Here is a 16736-nt window from a genome sequence, read left to right as displayed (position 1 = left end):
CCGCGCCTCCGCGTGAACCAGCCCTGCTTCGCGCCCTTCGCGCCTTCGCGTGAATCAACTCGCCACCAGCGTCGTCGCGCCCCCCAGATCGACCGACACCAGCCGGCTGATGCCGCGTTCGACCATCGTCACGCCGAACAGGCGGTGCATGCGGCTCATCGTCGCGGCGTTGTGGGTGACGATCAGGTAGCGGGTGTCGGTGTCGGCCGCCATCCGGTCGAGCAGGTCGCAGAAACGGTCGATGTTGGCGTCGTCGAGCGGCGCGTCGACCTCGTCCAGCACGCAGATCGGCGCGGGGTTGGTGAGGAACAGCGCGAAGATCAGCGCGACGGCGGTCAGCGCCTGTTCGCCGCCCGACAGCAGGGTCAGCGACTGCAACCGCTTGCCGGGCGGCTGGGCGAGGATTTCGAGGCCGGCCTCCAGCGGATCGTCCGAATCGACCAGCGCCAGTTCGGCCTGCCCCCCGTCGAACAACGCGGCGAAGAGCCGGCGGAAATGCGCGTCGACAGCGGTGAAGGCGGCGAGCAGGCGTTGCCGCCCCTCGCGGTTGAGCGTCGCGACCGAGCCGCGCAACTGGGCGATTGCATGCGTGAGATCGGCGCGGTCGCGGGCCGCCGACCCTTGTGCCGCCTCCAGTTCGGCCAGTTCGCTCTCGGCGATCAGGTTGACCGCGCCGATCCGGTCGCGCTCGGCGATCAGCCGGTCGTGGGTCGCGGCTTCGGTGTCGGCCGCGCCGACCTCGGCGGCGGGGAAGCCGGTCGCGGGGAGCAGCACCGGCGGGCACTGAAAGCGCTCGCCCGATTCGCGGGCGGTGTCGCGGCGGCGCTGGTTGTCGGCCTCGGCACGGGCGGCGGTGCCGGCGCGGGCCTCGCGCGCGGTGGCGAGCGCTTCGGACGCGCGGGCGAGCGCGGTATCGGCGGTGCGCAGGTCGGTGGCGGCGGCCGCTTCGGCGGCATGGGCCTGTGCGGCGGCGGGGCGTAGGGCGGCGAGGTCGCGCTCGGCGGCGGCGAGGTCGGCGGCCAGCCGCTGCGGGCGGTCGGCGAGGCTCGCGCGGTCGGCGGCGAGGGTGGCGGCGAGCGCCGCGATCTCTTGCAGCCGGCCGGCGGCCTGCGCAGCGCGGCCCTGCCAGCCGGTGCGTTCGCTGGCTGTGGCGGTGAGGCGGGCGTGGTTGGCGCGCTCGGCGGAGGCGTTGGCGAGCGCATCGGCGCGGGCGGCGGCGACGTTCGCGCGGGCGGTGTCGGCGGCGGTGGCGGCGTCGGTGACGCGGGTGCGGGTGGCGGTGCCGTCGGGCAGGTGGGCGACGATCATGTCCGCGCTCGACAGGTCGGCGCGGGCATCGGCCACGTCACGGGCGATGCGATCGGCGCGGGCGGCGAGGTCGTCGGCGCGACCCTGCGCGCGTTCGATCGCGGCGATGGCGCGATCCTCGGCGCGGGTCGCGGTGCGCGCGACGCTGTCGGCGGCGTCGAGCGCGGTGCGGGCGGAAGCGAGGTTCGTTTGCGCGGTGGTGATCGCGGTGTCGGCGGCGTTCAGCGCGGCATCAGCGGCGTTGCGGCGGTCGGCTAAGGTGGCGCGGGCACCCTGCAACGCGCGCAACCGGTTGGCACGGGCGAGGCGCTCGGCCGCCGCCGCGCCCGATCCGGCGCGCGCGGCATAGCCGTCCCAGCGGCGCAGATCGCCGGCAAGCGTCACGAGACGTTGGCCGAGGGCGAGCGGGCGGCCGTCGTCGCGCTCGACCAGCAGTACCTGCGCCAGCCGCGCGGCAAGGCGCGGGGCGACGACATGCGCGGCGAGGCTGCCGGCGGGCGGCGGGGCGGGATTCTCGGCATCGGCCCAGTGGCGGTCGTCGGCGGGATCGATGCCGGCGTCGAGATCGTCGCCGAGGGCGGCGGCAAGCGCGCGTTCATGGCCCGGCTCGACCCGGATCGTGTCGATCAGCCGGGTGGTGCCCGACCGGCGCAGCGCGCGGTCGAGCGCGGCGATCTCGGCATCGGTGGCCGCCAGTTCGGCGGCGGCAGCAGCGCGGGTGGCCTGTGCGGCGGCGCGGGTATCGCGCGCGGCGCGATCGTCGGCGTCGGCGCGGGCGATCGCCGCGCGGGCATCCTCGGCAGCGGTGATCGCGGTGGTGCGGGCGGCATGCGCCGAATCGCGTTCGGCGAGGAGTGGAGCGAGCGAGTGCTGGGTGGCGGCTTCGGCGGCGATGCGCGCGGCGTCGCGGTCGGCGCGGTCGAGGCGGGCGCGGGCGGCATCGCGCGCGGCGGTGGCGACGCGGGCCTCGGCGATTTCGGCGGCCTGCGCGGCGAGCGCGGCGGCGTGGGCTTCGCTGGCGGTCAGCGCGTCGCGTTCGGCGGTGGCGAGGCCTGCGTCGAGCGCGGGGCGGCGGGTGCGGGCGTCGGCGAGCGCTTGGATCAGGCGGTCGGCTTCGTCGGTGAGGCGGGCGATGGCGGCGGCGGCGTCCTGCGCCAGCAGCGATTCGCGGGCGTGGTCGGCGGTCAGGCGATCGGCCTGTGCGGTCAGGTCGGCCACGCGGCGGGTGGCGCTGGCGAGGCGGGCCTGCGCGGCGTCGCGGGCGTGCTGCGCTTCGGACAGGCGAGTGTGGAGCGACTGCGCGGCGGTGCGGGTGGTGGCGAGGGTGGCGGTGGCGTGGGTCTGCGCGGTGGCGGCCTGTTCCTGCGCCGCATGGGCGACGACGACGGCGGCGTCGGCGGCGCGGGCAGCGGCGCGGGTGGCATCGGCGCGCGCTGCCGCGTCGCGCCAGCGGGCGTAGAGCGCGCGCGCTTCTGCGACGCGGATGCGGGCCGTCAGGTCGCGGTAGCGCATCGCCGCCTTCGCCTGCCGACGCAGTGCGGCGATGCGCGCGTCCTGTTCGGCGAGGAGTTCGCCCAGCCGTTCGAGGTTGGCTTCGGTGGCGCGCAGTTTCGCCTCGGCATCACGCCGGCGGACGTGCAGCCCGGCGATGCCCGCCGCTTCCTCCAGCATCGCGCGGCGTTCGGACGGGCGGGCGGCGATGACCGCGCCGATGCGGTTCTGGCTGACCAATGCGGGCGAATGCGCGCCGGTCGCGGCATCGGCGAAGCGCAGGCCGACGTCCTTCGCACGCACGTCGCGGCCGTTGATGCGATAGGCCGAACCGGCCCCGCGCTCGATCCGGCGGACGATCTCCACCTCGTCGCCCGCCGAATCCTCCGCCAGAATCGCGACTTCGGCGAAGTCGCGTGGCGGGCGGGTGGCGGTGCCGGCGAAGATGACGTCCTCCATCCCCGCGCCGCGCAGCGATTTCGCGCTGTTCTCGCCCATGGTCCAGCGCAGCGCTTCGAGGAGGTTGGACTTGCCGCAGCCATTGGGGCCGACGACGCCGGTCAGGCCGGGTTCGATCACCAGTTCGGCGGGATCGACGAAGCTCTTGAAGCCGGTGAGGCGCAGCCGGCGGATGGTGAGGGCGGGGGGTGGCGGGTCGGTGGCCATCGTTCGCTGCTCCCCTCCCCGTCTCGGGGGGGGAGCCGGGTGCGTCAGGCGCCGGCGCCCTTCAGCGCGGCTTCGATGTCCTTCCACTGTACGGCGTTCTCGACCTTTTCGCCGTTGATGAGGAAGGTGGGGGTGCCGGTGACGGTCGCGCCGCCTTCCTCGGTGATCTTGACCACCTGATCGATCAGCTTCTGGTCGCGCAGGCATTCGCGTGCCTTCGCTTCGGGGACGCCGCGCTGCTTGACGAAATCGACGAAGCCCGCCGCATCGGCCCAGCCGGCGATCGCCTGCACCGGCGGGATCGACTGGAGCCGGGCCTGTTCGGCCTGCGGGATCGCCTGCATCCGGTCGAGCGTGGCGAGCTGGTCCTGGTACATCGCTTCCAAGAGCGGGAAGAAGGTGGCGGTGCCGTTGCAGCGGCCGAGCACGGCGGCGGCGAGATCGGGCGCGCCATGGACCGCGAAGTCGCGGAATTCGAAGCTGACCTTGCCGGTCGAGACATAGTTGGCGATGAGCGGTTCGTTGCCCTCGCGCGCGAAGGCGCCGCAGGTCGGGCAGGTGCGCGAGCCATATTCGACCAGCTTGATCGCGGCATCGGGGTTGCCGATGCGATAGCCGCCCTCGGGCGTGACCGCGACCGTTTCGGTCCACGGCTTGCCGGCGGGCGCGGCGACGCCCGCGACCGGGGTAGCGGTGGTGGCGTTGCCGGCGGCGTCACCGCCGCCACAGGCCGACAGGGCAACGAGCGCGAGCAGGGGAGGGAGGAAACGCATGGGGGCGATACTCTTTTGCTGACAGTCTAACGGGTGGCGACGAGTTGCGGCTTCAATGCCGCCCAGCCGTGCGCCTCGACGCGGCGGCCGTTCACCTCGAAGGTGGGGGTGCTCGCGATATTGGCGGTCTGCGCGGCTTCGGCGACGGCAATGACGCGCTTCTGCGCGGCGTCGTCGTTCAGGCAGGCGGTATAGGCGGCGTCGGTGACGCCCGCCGCCCGGCCGATGGCGCGCAGCGGCGTGGCGTCGGCCAGTTGCACCAGCCGCGCGCCGATCGTCGCGGCCGGTTGCTGCGCGGGCGGGGTGGCGGCGAACGCCTGCGCCCGATCGAGCATCGCCTTCTGTCCGGCGAACACCGCGTCGTGGAGGCGGAGGAATTTGGCGGGGCCGGCGCAGCGCACCAGCAGCCCGGCGGCAAGGTCGAGCGCGTCGCGCGGCATCGTGCGATAATCGACGCGTACCTTGCCCGAGCGGATCAGCGCGTGCAGCTCGACCTTCGATTCGGCGGCGAAGTCGGCGCAGTGCGAACAGGTGTAGCTCAGCCATTCGGTGAGCGTGACCTTCGCCGCCGGATTGCCGACCTGCACCCGGCCGTCGGGCGTGAAGACGATGCTGGTCGTCCAGTCGCGCGCGTCGGCGGGGCGCGGTGCGGCATGGGCGGTGCCGTGCGGCAGGCCGACCAGCGCCAGCAGGAACGAAAAGACGAGGAGGAGGATACGCATCAGCGAACCTTGCCCAATATGGGAATGGCGGGGGGCGGGGGTGCGGCGACCGCGCCGGCGAGCGCGGTCAGCACCGCCTTCAGTTCGGGGTCGGCGATGTCGCGCAGGCTGTCGCCCATGTCGGCCGGGATCACCGGTGCCTCCCGCCTGGGCGGCAGCGCGCGGCGCGGGCGGACCTCGCCGTGGCGGAACTGGAGCCGGGCGACCGCGCCATAGCCGAAGAAGCGGTTGACCCGTTCCATGATCTCGGGCGCGATATGCTGCATCATCGTGCCGTGCGCGCCCGATACGGTGAGCGTCAGCACGCCGTCGGCGCGCTTGCCCGGCGGGAAGCGGATCGATTCGGGGGCCGACACGCGCGCGAAGCGATCGCCGACGATCTCGCCCCAGCGGCTGACCACCGCCGACTGGACGAAGCCGAACTTGCGGAACGCGGTGCCGCCGATGTCGGGCAGCAGCTCGCTGACCGGGCGCATGGTCCCCCGGCGGCGGGGTTCGGGAATCGTCGGGTGCGGGCGGGTGCGCGTCGTCATTGTCGCCGACCCATGCCATAGAGCCGGCGTGGACGCCAAGCATCTCTCTGTCGCCGATCTTCTGCTCGACTGGTACGACCGGCATCATCGCAGCCTGCCATGGCGTAGCCCGCCGGGATCGCCGCCGCCCGACCCGTATCGGGTGTGGCTGTCCGAGGTGATGCTGCAACAGACGCAGGTCGCGACGGTCCGGCCGTATTTCGAGGGGTGGAGCGCGCGCTGGCCGTCGTTCGCGGCGCTGGCGGCGGCCGATGACGGCGAGGTGATGGCGGCGTGGGCGGGGCTTGGCTATTATGCGCGCGCCCGCAATCTGCTGAAATGTGCGCGGGTGGTGGCGGCGCTGGGGCATCTGCCGGATAGTGAAAGCGAACTGCGAAAGCTTCCCGGCATCGGCGATTATACCGCCGCCGCGATCGCCGCGATCGCGTTCGCCCGGCGGGCGGTGGTGGTCGACGCCAATGTCGAGCGGGTGGTGAGCCGGCTGTTCGCGATAGCGCAACCGTTGCCCGGTGCGCGTCCGGCGATCCGCGCCGCGACCGATTCGATCACGCCCGACGCGCGGGCGGGGGATTTCGCGCAAGGAATGATGGATCTGGGGTCGGGCGTGTGTACCGCGCGCAGCCCCAAATGCTTGTTATGTCCCTTGCGTATGGCCTGCGCCGCGCATGCCGCCGGCACGCCCGATGCCTATCCGGTCAAGGCGGCGAAGAAGGCGAAGCCGCAGCGCCACGGCACCTTGTTCTGGGCCGAGCGCGATGGCGCGGTGCTGCTGGTGCGGCGGCCCGACAAGGGGATGCTGGGCGGCATGCGCGCGCTGCCGACCGGGCCGTGGGAGGATGTGCCGCCGGGGACGGCGGGCGCGCCGTTCGAGGGCGCGTGGCGCACCGTAGGGGTGGTGCACCACGGCTTCACCCATTTCGATCTTGCCTGCACCGTCATGGTGGCGGATGCAGCACCCGAAGGTCTGGACGGCGAATGGTGGCCGGTGGCGGCAATCGCCGATGCCGGGTTGCCGACGCTGTTCGCGCGGGCCGTGCCGCTGGTGGAGGGAATGCGATGCTGACGACAATCCGGGCACTGGGCGGGGCGACTGCGTCGCTCGCGCTGCTGCTGGCGACACCGATGGCGGCGCAGACCGCGCCGCCCCATGCCCCCCAACCCCGCCCGGCAGCGACGCGCAGCCTGCCCGCGACCGAGGCGCTGGCGCGTGATTATGTCGCGACCAAGAAGGCGCCGGGCATCGTCATCGCGGTCGGCGGGCCGGACTGGACCAGTATCCACGCCGCCGGACGCACCGCCGCCGATGCCAACGCGCGGCCGGTCGACGCCGATACGCTGTGGCGCGTCTATTCGATGACCAAGCCGATCACCGGCATGGCGGCGATGATGCTGGTCGAGGACGGCAAGCTGAAGCTCGACCAGCCGATCGGCGACTTCATCCCGGCGTTCAGGAATATGCGGGTGCTGACCGATCCGAACAATTCGCTCGCCAGCCGTCCGGCGGCGCGGCCGATCACCGTGCGCCACCTGCTGACGCATACCGCCGGGCTTGGCTACAACATCGTCACCAAGGGGCCGCTCCTCAAGGAATATGAGCGGCTGGGTATCATCCCGGCGTCGGTCAACGCGCAGGCCGAGGTGGCGATGGCCAAGGCGCGGCCGACGTCGCTGGAGGAATTCGCCAACCGCGTCGCCGGCCTGCCGTTGATCGCCGATCCGGGGACGACATGGAGCTATTCGATCGGCCTCGACGTGCTGGGCCGGGTGATCGAGGTGGCGAGCGGCATGTCGTTCGAGCGGTTCCTGCAGACGCGGATGTTCGGTCCGCTGGGCATGACCTCGACGTTCTTTCAGGTGCCCGACAGCGCCAAGGCGCGGCTGGCGACCAACTATGCCTTTGCCGGCGACACGATGATCCCGGTCGATCCGGCGGCGACCTCGGTGTTCCTCCAGCGGCCGAGCTTTCCCTATGGTGGCGCGGGGCTGGTCAGTTCGGCGCGCGATTACGACCGGTTCCTGCACATGCTGCTGAACGGTGGCACGCTGGACGGCAGACGGGTGATGAAGCCCGAGACGGTGGCGCTGGGCATGTCGAACCTGCTGCCCGACGGCGTGACCTTCGGCGGGGTCGATGGCGGGACCGGCGGTGAGGCGGGACCGAAGATGGGCTTCGGCGCGGGCGGATCGGTCTATCTCGAATCGCTGCCCGGCCGTCCGGCCAAGGGGACTTATGGCTGGGGCGGGGCGGCGGGGACGATCGCGTTCGTCGATCCGGCGCGGCGGCTGCGCGGCACCGTCATGGTCAATTATTTCCCGGCGGACCGCTGGCCGCTGCGTACCGATCTGGTCAGGGCGCTGGCGAGCGATCTGGCGCAGCCGGTCCGATGATCGGCTTTACCGCGGCAAGGCTGGTGCGTGGCGATCACGAGCGTGACGATCCCGCCGCCTTCGCCGCCGCGCTCGCCGATCCGGCGGCGCGGCTGCTGGTGCTGGGCAATCTGGAACCGTCGATCGAGGACGGGCGGCTGGCGCTGACGCCGATGGACCCGGCGCGGGGCGACGCGCTGTGGCTGGGTGAGTTGGACGGAGCGCCGCTGTTCGTCGCCGGGGCGGGCGATGCCACGCAGCCGGCGATGCGATCGCCCGCGCTGATGGCGGCGCTGGCGGAGCTGCCGGGGGACGAGGTCGCGCTGTACGGCATCGCGCGCAGCCTGCTCGACTGGCATGGCCGCCATGGCTTCTGTGCGCGCTGCGGGAGCCGCAGCACGGTCACGCGCGGCGGCTGGGCACGGGCGTGCGCGACGTGCGAGACGCAGCATTTTCCGCGTACCGATCCGGTGGTCATCATGGCCGTCGAGCATGACGGGCAGGTGCTGCTCGGACGGCAGCCGTCGTGGCCGGCGGGGCGCTATTCGACGCTCGCCGGTTTCGTCGAAGTGGGTGAATCGATCGAGGAAGCGGTCGCGCGCGAGGTGATGGAGGAGGCCGGGGTACGGGTGGTGGCGGTGCGCTATGTCGCGAGCCAGCCATGGCCGTTCCCGTCGCAACTGATGATCGGCTGTATCGCGACTGCCACGGCGCCCACGCTGGCGATCGACGGGCAGGAGCTGGAGGATGCGATGTGGGTCGACCGCGCCGGGTTGCGCGCGGCACTGGCGGGGGAGGACGGTGCGCCGTTCCTCGCGCCGCCTGCCTATGCGATCGCGCACAGCCTGCTCAGGGCATGGCTCGACGGGGGCGATGCCGCCGTTTGAGCGGGGGCCGGCCGTTGGTTTGCGCGCTGTTGCGACGGCCTGCCCCCGGAGGATGGCTCAGTGCGAGAATTCGGTGCCGAACTCGATCGAGGATTCGGTACACACGTTGATGTCGCTCTTGGTATAGCTGCGCCCGCTGGCCGTCTCGACCTTGAAGTCGAAATGGCAGGCGCCGCTGCCGTCGTTCACGTCGAAGTTGCGGTTGCTGCCCGCGTTCATCGGGCTCGTGCCGAGGCGGTTGGTCGTCGGGAAGGTCGTTTCGGCGGTGTTCGACCAGTAGAGCTTGCGGAACGCCTCCGCCGTATGGTTGTGGATCGCGATCCGCCGGTTCTGCCCGGTGTTGGCCGCCGTGGTCGTGGTGGAGGCGGTGGTGCCGCGATCCTCGATCGTCACGACGAAATTATTGTAGACGCTGCCACGGTTCTGGACCTTCAGCGCATAGCTCGCGCAGCCGCCGTCGATGCGCGGCGTGAGCGTCACGAAGGTGAGGTCGGTCGAATCGAAGTCGCGGTGTACGACGTTGCCGCGATCGTCGGTGATGGTGAAGTCGAGGTCGGTGTCGCCATCGCCCTTCACCTTCACATAGACCCGGTTGGTGCAGAGCGAGAGATCGACGCTGCGCGTCGCATTCGCATCGGCGCGATAGCTTCGTTCCGATGCCGCAGCGCTGCCCGCCGTCGCCAGCGCCATCGCCGCCGCGACCAGCCGATATATCGTCCTCATGTTCCATCCCCAGATTGGCCGCGCTCTTGCGCTGTCATCCTAGGATGGATCGGGGGCAAGCGCACATACTCCAAATGGTGTATGTCAGCCCCGGGCGCGGGCGCGGGCATAGCTGCCGAGCAGGCGGACCCATTTGCTGTGAAAGCGCAGTTCGTCGAGCGCGCGGTCGATATGCGGTTCGCCCGGTGCGCCTTCGATGTCGCAGAAGAATTGCGTCGCGGCGAAGCTGCCGGCGGGCTGGTAGCTTTCCAGCTTGGTCATGTTGACGCCGTTGGTCGCAAAGCCGCCCATCGCCTTGTACAGCGCGGCGGGCACGTTCTTCACCTCGAACATCAGCGTCGTCATGCACGGGCCGGCGGGCAGATCGTCGGGCGCGCTGCGGGCCAGCACGACGAAGCGGGTGGTGTTGTGGTCGGCATCGGCAATGTCGTCGGCGAGCACCCGCAACCCGTAGAGGCCGGCCGCCGCCGGGGGGGCGAGCGCCGCGACCGCCGGATCGCCGATCGCCGCCGCCGAGGCCGCCGCACCCGCCGTGTCGGGATGCGCGACCGGTTCGATCCCGCGCGCCGTCAGCCAGCGGCGGCACTGGCCCAGCGCCTGTTCGTGGCTCATCGCCTGTTTCACCGCCTCGATCGGTCCCAGCCCCAGCAGCGCGTGGCGGATGGGGAGGAAATGTTCGCCGGTGATGACCAGCCCCGAATCGGGCAGCAGGAAGTGCATGTCGGCGACGCGGCCGTGCAGCGAATTTTCGATCGGGATGATCGCGCAATCCGCCGCGCCGCTGCGCACCGCGTCGATCGCGTCGGCGAAGCCGAAACAGGGGAGCGGCAAGGCTTGGGGAAACGCCTGCGCCAGCGCGACGTGCGAATTGGCGCCGGGCGCGCCCTGAAACGCGACGGCGCGGTGCGGTTCGCGGGCGGCGGCCTGTGTCATCTGCGCCACCAGCGGGCGCGCCGGGGCGGCATATTTGTACATGGGTGGGCGCGATACTCCGTCGTCGCCCGGATCGGCAACCCTGTCTTGCCAGTGCCGGATGCTGCCGTATAAGCATGGGCCAAAGATAAGCACCATTAGGCGAGACGGCTGAGCGCATGGACGACCGGACGAACACGATCGCGGGCTGGGTATTGGCCGGATGCGCCGCCGCCCTCGGCCTGACCATCGCCAGTGGCATGATCTTCCATAGCGGCGCGCCCGACAAGCCCGGCTATCCGGTCGAGGGCGCGGTCGAGGCCGGTGGCGGCGGTGCGGCGGCGGCCGTGCCGATCGCGACGCTGCTGGCGAGCGCCGACGTGGCCAAGGGTGCCGAGGTCTTCAAGAAATGCGCCGCGTGCCATACCGTCAACCAGGGCGGGGCGAACGGCATCGGCCCCAACCTGTGGGGCGTGCTCGGCAAGAAGCACGGCCATCTCCCCAGCTTCGCCTATTCGGGCGCGCTGACCGGGGTGGCGGGCAACTGGGATTTCGACGCGATGAATGCGTGGCTGACCAGTCCGCGCAAATATGCGCCGGGGACGAAGATGACCTTCGCGGGCCTTGGCAGCGCCGAGGACCGGGCGAACGTCATCGCCTATCTCAATTCGCAGGGGTCGAACCTGCCGCTGCCAGCGGCGCCCGCCGCCGGTGCAGCGCCGGCCGAAGGCGCGGAGGCCAATGCCGCCGCGCCCGAGGGCAATGTGGCCGACGAAGGCAAGCCGGCGGACAGCGCCGATGTGGTGAATGCCGCGACCCCGGCATCGGGCGCGCCCTCGGTCGATCCGGCGGCGGCGGAACAGGCGGCGAAGAAGGGGCGGTAGTTTTTGATCCCGCCCGTTTGAACCAGGGACGATCGACATTCAGCGCTTCCGGTGCAGTCCGTAGCCGGAAACACCACGCTCCTTCGTCACCCCGGACTTGTTCCGGGGTCCACAGCGCAGCGATTGATGCCGTTCGAGGCACCAGCGACAGCGTTCGCGGCCAAGTGGACCCTGGAACAAGTCCGGGGTGACGGAAACGGTTTTTGCTGGCGTCACGGTCGACGGAATGTCGATCCGCCCTAGCCGTCATCCCAGCGAAGGCTGGGTTCTTCCGGTGGTAGCGTACAGCAGGAGCCGGTGGAGGCCCCAGCCTTCGCTAAGGCGACGCTCTCGGCTCCACCCGGTCGAGTACAGCCCTACCCGACCGCCGCTATCCCCAGTCGCGGAATCTCGATCTTCGGGCAGCGGTCCATGACCACTTTCAGCCCGGCGGCTTCGGCGCGGGCCGCCGCGTCCGCGTTGACGACGCCCAGTTGCAGCCACACCGCCTTGGCACCGGCCGCGATCGCCTGATCCACCGCTTGCGCAGCCGCCGCCGAGTTGCGGAAGATGTCGACGATGTCGATCGACTCCCCGATCTGCGACAGGTCGCGGAACACGAATTCGCCGTGGAGATGCTCGCCGGTGATCTGCGGGTTGACCGGGATCACGCGGTAACCCTGCCGCTGGAGATAGGCCATCACGCCCCACGAGGCGCGATCGGGCCGGTCCGACGCGCCGACCAGCGCGATCGTCCGCGCATCGCTCAGCAGGGTGCGGATGCCGTCGTCGTCGAGCATGTCATGGTCCTTGCAGCCAATCGCCGACCAGTCCGGCGATGGTCTGGAACGGCTGCGCCTCCGCGCCGTTCCCGGCCGCAGGCGGCGTGCCCGCGTCGGATGCGGTGCGGATCGCGGTGGCGAGCGGCACCCGGCCGAGGAACGGGATGCCCAGCGCCGCCGCGCGCGCCTCCGCGCCGCCATGGCCGAACGGGTCGGACGTCTCGCCGCAATGCGGACAGGCATAGCCCGCCATATTCTCGACCAGGCCGATGATCGGCACGTTCGCCTTCTGGAACAGGTCGATCGCGCGCGCCGCGTCGATGAGTGCCAGGTCCTGCGGCGTCGACACGATCACCGCACCCGCCGGGCGGTGCTTCTGGATCATGGTCAACTGCACGTCGCCGGTGCCGGGCGGCAGGTCCATGACCAGCGTGTCGACCATGTCCCAATGCGCGTCGACCAACTGGGTGAGTGCGCCCGCCGCCATCGGCCCGCGCCATGCGATCGCCTGCCCCTCGGGCACCAGTTGCCCCATCGACAGCAGCGGGATGCCGGATGGCGTCATGACCGGCACCAGTTTCTTGTCGTGCGCCTCGGCACGCCGCCCCTCGCTGCCCAGCAGGCGCGGCTGTGACGGGCCATAGATGTCGGCGTCGACCATGCCGACCCGCCGGCCCTGCGCCGCGAGCGCGATGGCGAGGTTGGCGGCGAGCGTCGATTTGCCGACCCCGCCCTTGCCGCTGGCGATGGCGATGATGCGCTGCTGGGTGCGCTCGCTGGTCTGGGCGACGCGGACGTCGGTGATGCCGGGCACGCCGCCGGCCACCGCGCGTACATCGGCCTCCAGCGCGTCGCGTGCGGCGGGCGGCAGGCCGGTCACGTCGAGGATGATGTTCGCGCGGCCGTCATGGACACGGATGGTGGCGCGGCCGGCCGCGACCGGGGCGAGCAGCGCGGAGAGCGCCTGGGCGGGTTCGGAACGGCTCATGGAGCGCGATGTAGCGCGGCATGCCCTCGTTACCACTGTAAAAGGCCGGCACGCCCCCTATAAAGGATAGATGCGATGGATCATGGGGCGGCGCGCACGCGCGCAAGTGCTGGGGATGAGCGACAAGGGCCCATGGGGCGGCGGCGGTTCGGAGGGTAGCTCGGGCGGCGGCGCTGGCGGGGGTGACGACGGCCCGCGCAACCCGTGGTCGATGCCCCCGGGCGGCCGGCGCGGCAAGCCGGGCGGAGGGTCGACCTCGCTCGAAGATTTCCTGAAACGCGCGCGCAGCGGCGGACCGGGCGGCGGCGGGCCGCAACTGCCCGCCAATGTCGGCCGGCTGTGGGGCGCGGCGGTCGCCGTGCTGGTGGTCATCTGGATCGCGTTCACCAGCATCCATTCGATCGAGCCGCAGGAACGCGGCGTCGTGACGATGTTCGGCAGCTACAGCCGCACGCTCAACCCTGGTATCCAGTTGACGCTGCCGGCGCCGATCGCGCGGGTGCAGGTGGAGGATGTGCAGAACACCCGCACCGAGGTGTTCCCGGCGGGCGGCAGCCAGCCCAACCTGATGCTGACCGGCGACCAGAATATCGCCGACCTCGCCTATTCGGTGCGCTGGAACATCAAGAGCCCCGAGGATTATGTCTTCGAGATCAAGAACCCGCAGGAAACCGTGCGTGCGGTCGCCGAAAGCGCGATGCGCGCGGCGGTGGCGGGCGTGAACCTGACCACCGCGATCGGATCGGGGCGCGGCGAGATCGAGGTCGAGGTGCAGACGCGGATGCAGGGGCTGCTCGACGAATATCAGTCGGGCGTGCGCGTGCTTGGCGTCAGCATCCAGAAGGCGGCGGCCCCGGCCGAGGTCGACGATGCGTTCAAGGCGGTGACGGCGGCGCAGCAGGAAGCGCAGTCGAACCTCAACCGCTCGCGCGCCTATGCGCAGCAGGTGATCGCCCGCGCGCAGGGTGACGCGACCGAATTCGACAAGATCTACGAACAATATCGCATGGCGCCCGACGTCACCCGTCGCCGGCTGTATTACGAAACCATGGAGCAGGTGTTGACGCGCGCCGACAAGACGATCGTCCAGCCGGGCACGCAAACCTATCTGCCGCTGCCCGAGGTGCGCCGCCAGCAGGCCACGCCCGAGGCGGAGGCTCCGGCCCCCGCCGCGCCGACTGCCCCGACCGCCCAGCCGACGGGAGCGGCACGATGAACCGCGTGCTGCGCAACCCGATCGTCGCGGCGATCGCGCTGCTGGTGTTCGCCATCGTGCTGTTCAGCACGCTGGTGATCGTCCCCGAGACGCGGCAGGGCGTGATCCTGCGCTTCCAGCAGCCGGTGGACACGGTGAACCCGTACCGCGCCGACCAGCCGTTCGGGCAGACCGGCGCGGGGCTGATCGCCAAGGTGCCGTTCATCGACCGCATCGTGTGGATCGACAAGCGCGTGCTCGACATCGAGCTGAACAACCAGCCGGTGCTGTCGACCGACCAGTTGCGGCTGGAGGTCGACGCCTTCGCGCGCTTCCGCATCGTCAATCCGCTCCAGGCGGTGATCTCGACCGGGTCGGCGGGCAATACCGAGGAGCGGGTCGCGGCGCAGCTCGAACCGCTGCTGTCGTCGGCGTTGCGCGCGGAGCTGGGCCGGCGGCCGTTCGCCGCGCTGCTCAGCCCCGAACGCGGCGCGGTGATGGACAATATCCAGAACGCGCTCCAGCGCACCGCGCGGCAATATGGCGCCGAGATCGTCGACGTGCGGATCAAGCATGCCGACCTGCCCGACGGCAGTCCGCTCGAATCGGCGCTGGCACGGATGCGGTCGGCGCGCGAGCAGGAAGCGGTGACGATCCGCGCGCAGGGCGACCGCGACGCGCAGGTAGTGCGCGCCGATGCCGAGGCGCGCGCGGCGCAGATTTATGCGCAGAGCTTCGGCAAGGACGCCGAATTCTATGCCTTCTGGCGCGCGATGCAGTCGTACCGCACCACATTGGTCCCGCAGCGCGGGCAGAGTGGCAACACGTCGATCATCCTGTCGCCGCAGGACGGGTATCTGCGCGAATTCGGCGGGCGGGAACGGTAAGCGTTCCCGCACATTCAATCCGCGTTCAGCAAGTGACGGGCACGCTTGGCTCCCAAAGGGGTCGCGAGCCAATTTGAGAGGACTATCCTATCGTGCGTTACGCCTACGCCATTACTTCCGCACTGCTGCTGGGCGGCGCTGCAGCGACGCTGACGCTCAACCCGTCGGACGCGCAGACCGCGCAGAACGAACCGGGCGCGATCAACGCGGCCGCAGCACCGCGCGCCGGCGCGCCGATGAGCTTCGCCGACATGGTCGCGCGGCTGTCGCCCGCCGTCGTCAACATCTCCACCACGCAGCGCATCACCGTGCAGCAGCAGGCGAACCCGTTCTCGGGCACGCCGCTCGAACAATTTTTCGGGCAGCGCGGCGGCGGTGGCGGCGGTGGTGGCCGGACGCAGGAGGCGCAGTCGCTGGGGTCGGGGTTCCTGATCTCGAACACCGGCTATATCGTCACCAACAACCATGTCGTGTCGGCCGGGGCGCAGGGTGCCACGGTCGAATCGATCAAGGTGACGCTGGCCGACCAGAAGGAATATACCGCCAAGCTGATCGGGCGTGACGAACTGTCCGATCTGGCGGTGCTGAAGATCGAGGGGGCGAATTTCCCGTTCGTCCGCTTCGGCGATTCGCGCCAGGCGCGGGTCGGCGACTGGGTGGTGACGATCGGCAACCCGCTCGGCCAGTCGGGCACGGTGACGGCGGGCATCGTCTCGGCGCTCAACCGCGTCGGCCAGGGGCCGTACGACCGCTTCATCCAGACCGATGCCGCGATCAACCGGGGCAATTCGGGCGGCCCGATGTTCGACATGCAGGGCAATGTCATCGGCATCAACTCGCAGATCCTGTCGCCGACCGGCGGCAGCATCGGCATCGGCTTCGCGATTCCCGCCGAACAGGCCAAGCCGATCGTCGACAAGCTGATGCAGGGCCAGTCGGTCACGCGCGGCTATCTGGGCCTGACGCAGCAGGAAGTCAGCGAGGATATTGCCAGTGCGCTGGGCATCGCCAAGGAGCGCGGCGCGCTGGTCAACGGCGTCACGCCGAACCAGCCGGCGGCGAAGGCGGGGATCCGTCCGGGCGACGTCATCCTTTCGGTCAACGGCAAGGAGATCAACCCGCAGCAGTCGCTGACCTATCTCGTCGGGCTGGAGGCACCGGGCAGCCGCGTGACGCTCGACATCCTGCGCGATGGTCGTCGTCAGCAGCTTCCGGTCACGCTCGGCACCCGTCCGCCTGAACAGCAGTTGCTGGCGCAGAATGAGCGGTTCGACCCGAACGGACAGCCGGATACGCCGCCGTCGGGCAACGCGCTGACCGCGACGGCGGGCATCGCGGTGCAGCCGCTCACGCCGGCAATTGCACGGCAACTGGGTTTCGACACCGCGACGCGCGGCGTCGTGGTCGCCGGGATCGATCCCGACAGCGATGCGGCGACCAAGGGGCTGAAGCGCGGCGTCGTGATCCTCACCGTCGATCGTCAGCCGGTGACGTCCAGCGCCGATCTGGCGCGATTGGTGCAGGCCGCCCGGTCGGCGGGCCGCAAGAATATCCTGCTGTACGCCCAGGCTCCCGGCGCGGGGGCGGCGGTGTTCGTGCCGGTGGGTATCGAAACCGGCAACTGATCGACGATCGGTTC

At 70.7% G+C, this 16736-nt stretch carries 15 protein-coding genes; 7 read left to right on the top strand and 8 right to left on the bottom strand.

Annotation, left to right across the window (positions count from 1 at the left end):
* Nucleotides 1-54 precede the first annotated feature (54 nt).
* From ASG37_RS14585 to ASG37_RS14570, 4 genes are read right to left on the bottom strand one after another with little or no spacing between them, the layout of a single operon-like run.
* Nucleotides 55-3465 (bottom strand): chromosome segregation SMC family protein, encoded by a 3411-nt coding sequence (locus ASG37_RS14585; RefSeq protein WP_055761866.1) that lies wholly within the window; start codon nt 3463-3465, stop codon nt 55-57.
* Between the two features lie 44 nt (nt 3466-3509).
* Nucleotides 3510-4238, bottom strand: a complete 729-nt coding sequence (locus ASG37_RS14580; protein WP_055761863.1) for a thioredoxin domain-containing protein — start codon at nt 4236-4238, stop codon at nt 3510-3512.
* A gap of 26 nt (nt 4239-4264) precedes the next feature.
* A complete protein-coding gene (locus ASG37_RS14575) occupies nt 4265-4960 on the bottom strand; it encodes a thioredoxin domain-containing protein (RefSeq protein ID WP_055761860.1) in 696 nt (231 codons plus the stop codon).
* Entirely contained in the window at nt 4960-5493 is a 534-nt protein-coding gene (locus ASG37_RS14570) for a DUF721 domain-containing protein (protein WP_055761856.1), read from the bottom strand. The genes ASG37_RS14575 and ASG37_RS14570 overlap by 1 nt, the downstream gene beginning before the upstream one ends.
* Before the next feature lie 28 nt (nt 5494-5521).
* On the opposite strand from ASG37_RS14570, the gene ASG37_RS14565 reads away from it, so the two are divergent.
* Genes ASG37_RS14565 through nudC form a run of 3 tightly spaced genes read left to right on the top strand, consistent with a single transcriptional unit; the run spans nt 5522 to nt 8747 of the window.
* Nucleotides 5522-6556: an A/G-specific adenine glycosylase gene (locus tag ASG37_RS14565; RefSeq protein ID WP_055761854.1), complete on the top strand. Its 1035-nt coding sequence runs from the start codon at nt 5522-5524 to the stop codon at nt 6554-6556.
* Nucleotides 6550-7881 carry a serine hydrolase domain-containing protein gene (locus tag ASG37_RS14560; protein WP_055761852.1) on the top strand — a complete coding sequence of 444 codons (1332 nt, stop codon included), beginning with the start codon at nt 6550-6552 and terminating at the stop codon, nt 7879-7881. The genes ASG37_RS14565 and ASG37_RS14560 overlap by 7 nt, the downstream gene beginning before the upstream one ends.
* Entirely contained in the window at nt 7878-8747 is an 870-nt protein-coding gene (gene nudC / locus ASG37_RS14555; protein WP_055761849.1) for an NAD(+) diphosphatase, read from the top strand. The genes ASG37_RS14560 and nudC overlap by 4 nt, the downstream gene beginning before the upstream one ends.
* Before the next feature lie 57 nt (nt 8748-8804).
* On the opposite strand, the gene ASG37_RS14550 is transcribed toward nudC, so the two are convergent.
* Entirely contained in the window at nt 8805-9470 is a 666-nt protein-coding gene (locus ASG37_RS14550; protein WP_055761846.1) for a hypothetical protein, read from the bottom strand.
* An 84-nt stretch (nt 9471-9554) separates the two neighbouring features.
* Nucleotides 9555-10445, bottom strand: coding sequence for a prephenate dehydratase (locus ASG37_RS14545; RefSeq protein WP_055761843.1), 891 nt, complete (start codon nt 10443-10445; stop codon nt 9555-9557).
* A 116-nt stretch (nt 10446-10561) separates the two neighbouring features.
* Between ASG37_RS14545 and ASG37_RS14540 the strand changes: the two genes are divergently transcribed.
* Nucleotides 10562-11266, top strand: coding sequence for a c-type cytochrome (locus ASG37_RS14540; protein WP_055761841.1), 705 nt, complete (start codon nt 10562-10564; stop codon nt 11264-11266).
* A 356-nt stretch (nt 11267-11622) separates the two neighbouring features.
* Here the strand turns inward: ASG37_RS14540 and ASG37_RS14535 are convergent, their stop codons facing one another.
* Nucleotides 11623-12045, bottom strand: a complete 423-nt coding sequence (locus ASG37_RS14535; RefSeq protein WP_055761837.1) for a CoA-binding protein — start codon at nt 12043-12045, stop codon at nt 11623-11625.
* A gap of 1 nt (nt 12046) precedes the next feature.
* The gene (locus tag ASG37_RS14530) at nt 12047-13015 is read right to left on the bottom strand and encodes an Mrp/NBP35 family ATP-binding protein (RefSeq protein WP_055761835.1); all 969 of its coding nucleotides are present in this window, start codon (nt 13013-13015) and stop codon (nt 12047-12049) included.
* A 70-nt stretch (nt 13016-13085) separates the two neighbouring features.
* Here ASG37_RS14530 and hflK point away from each other — a divergent pair, with 70 nt between their 5' ends.
* The 3 genes from hflK to ASG37_RS14515 all read left to right on the top strand — a co-directional run bounded on the left by hflK (nt 13086) and on the right by ASG37_RS14515 (nt 16722).
* Nucleotides 13086-14231, top strand: a complete 1146-nt coding sequence (hflK, locus tag ASG37_RS14525) for a protease modulator HflK (RefSeq protein ID WP_055761832.1) — start codon at nt 13086-13088, stop codon at nt 14229-14231.
* Complete coding sequence (gene hflC / locus ASG37_RS14520) at nt 14228-15097, top strand: protease modulator HflC (protein WP_055761831.1); 870 nt, start codon at nt 14228-14230, stop codon at nt 15095-15097. The genes hflK and hflC overlap by 4 nt, the downstream gene beginning before the upstream one ends.
* Before the next feature lie 92 nt (nt 15098-15189).
* Nucleotides 15190-16722, top strand: a complete 1533-nt coding sequence (locus ASG37_RS14515; protein WP_055761828.1) for a Do family serine endopeptidase — start codon at nt 15190-15192, stop codon at nt 16720-16722.
* The last annotated feature ends 14 nt before the right edge of the window (nt 16723-16736 follow it).

It is taken from the genome of Sphingomonas sp. Leaf407 (genome assembly GCF_001425385.1).
In the GTDB taxonomy this organism is placed as follows: domain Bacteria; phylum Pseudomonadota; class Alphaproteobacteria; order Sphingomonadales; family Sphingomonadaceae; genus Sphingomonas.
This window is presented reverse-complemented; position numbering and strand designations above follow the sequence as displayed.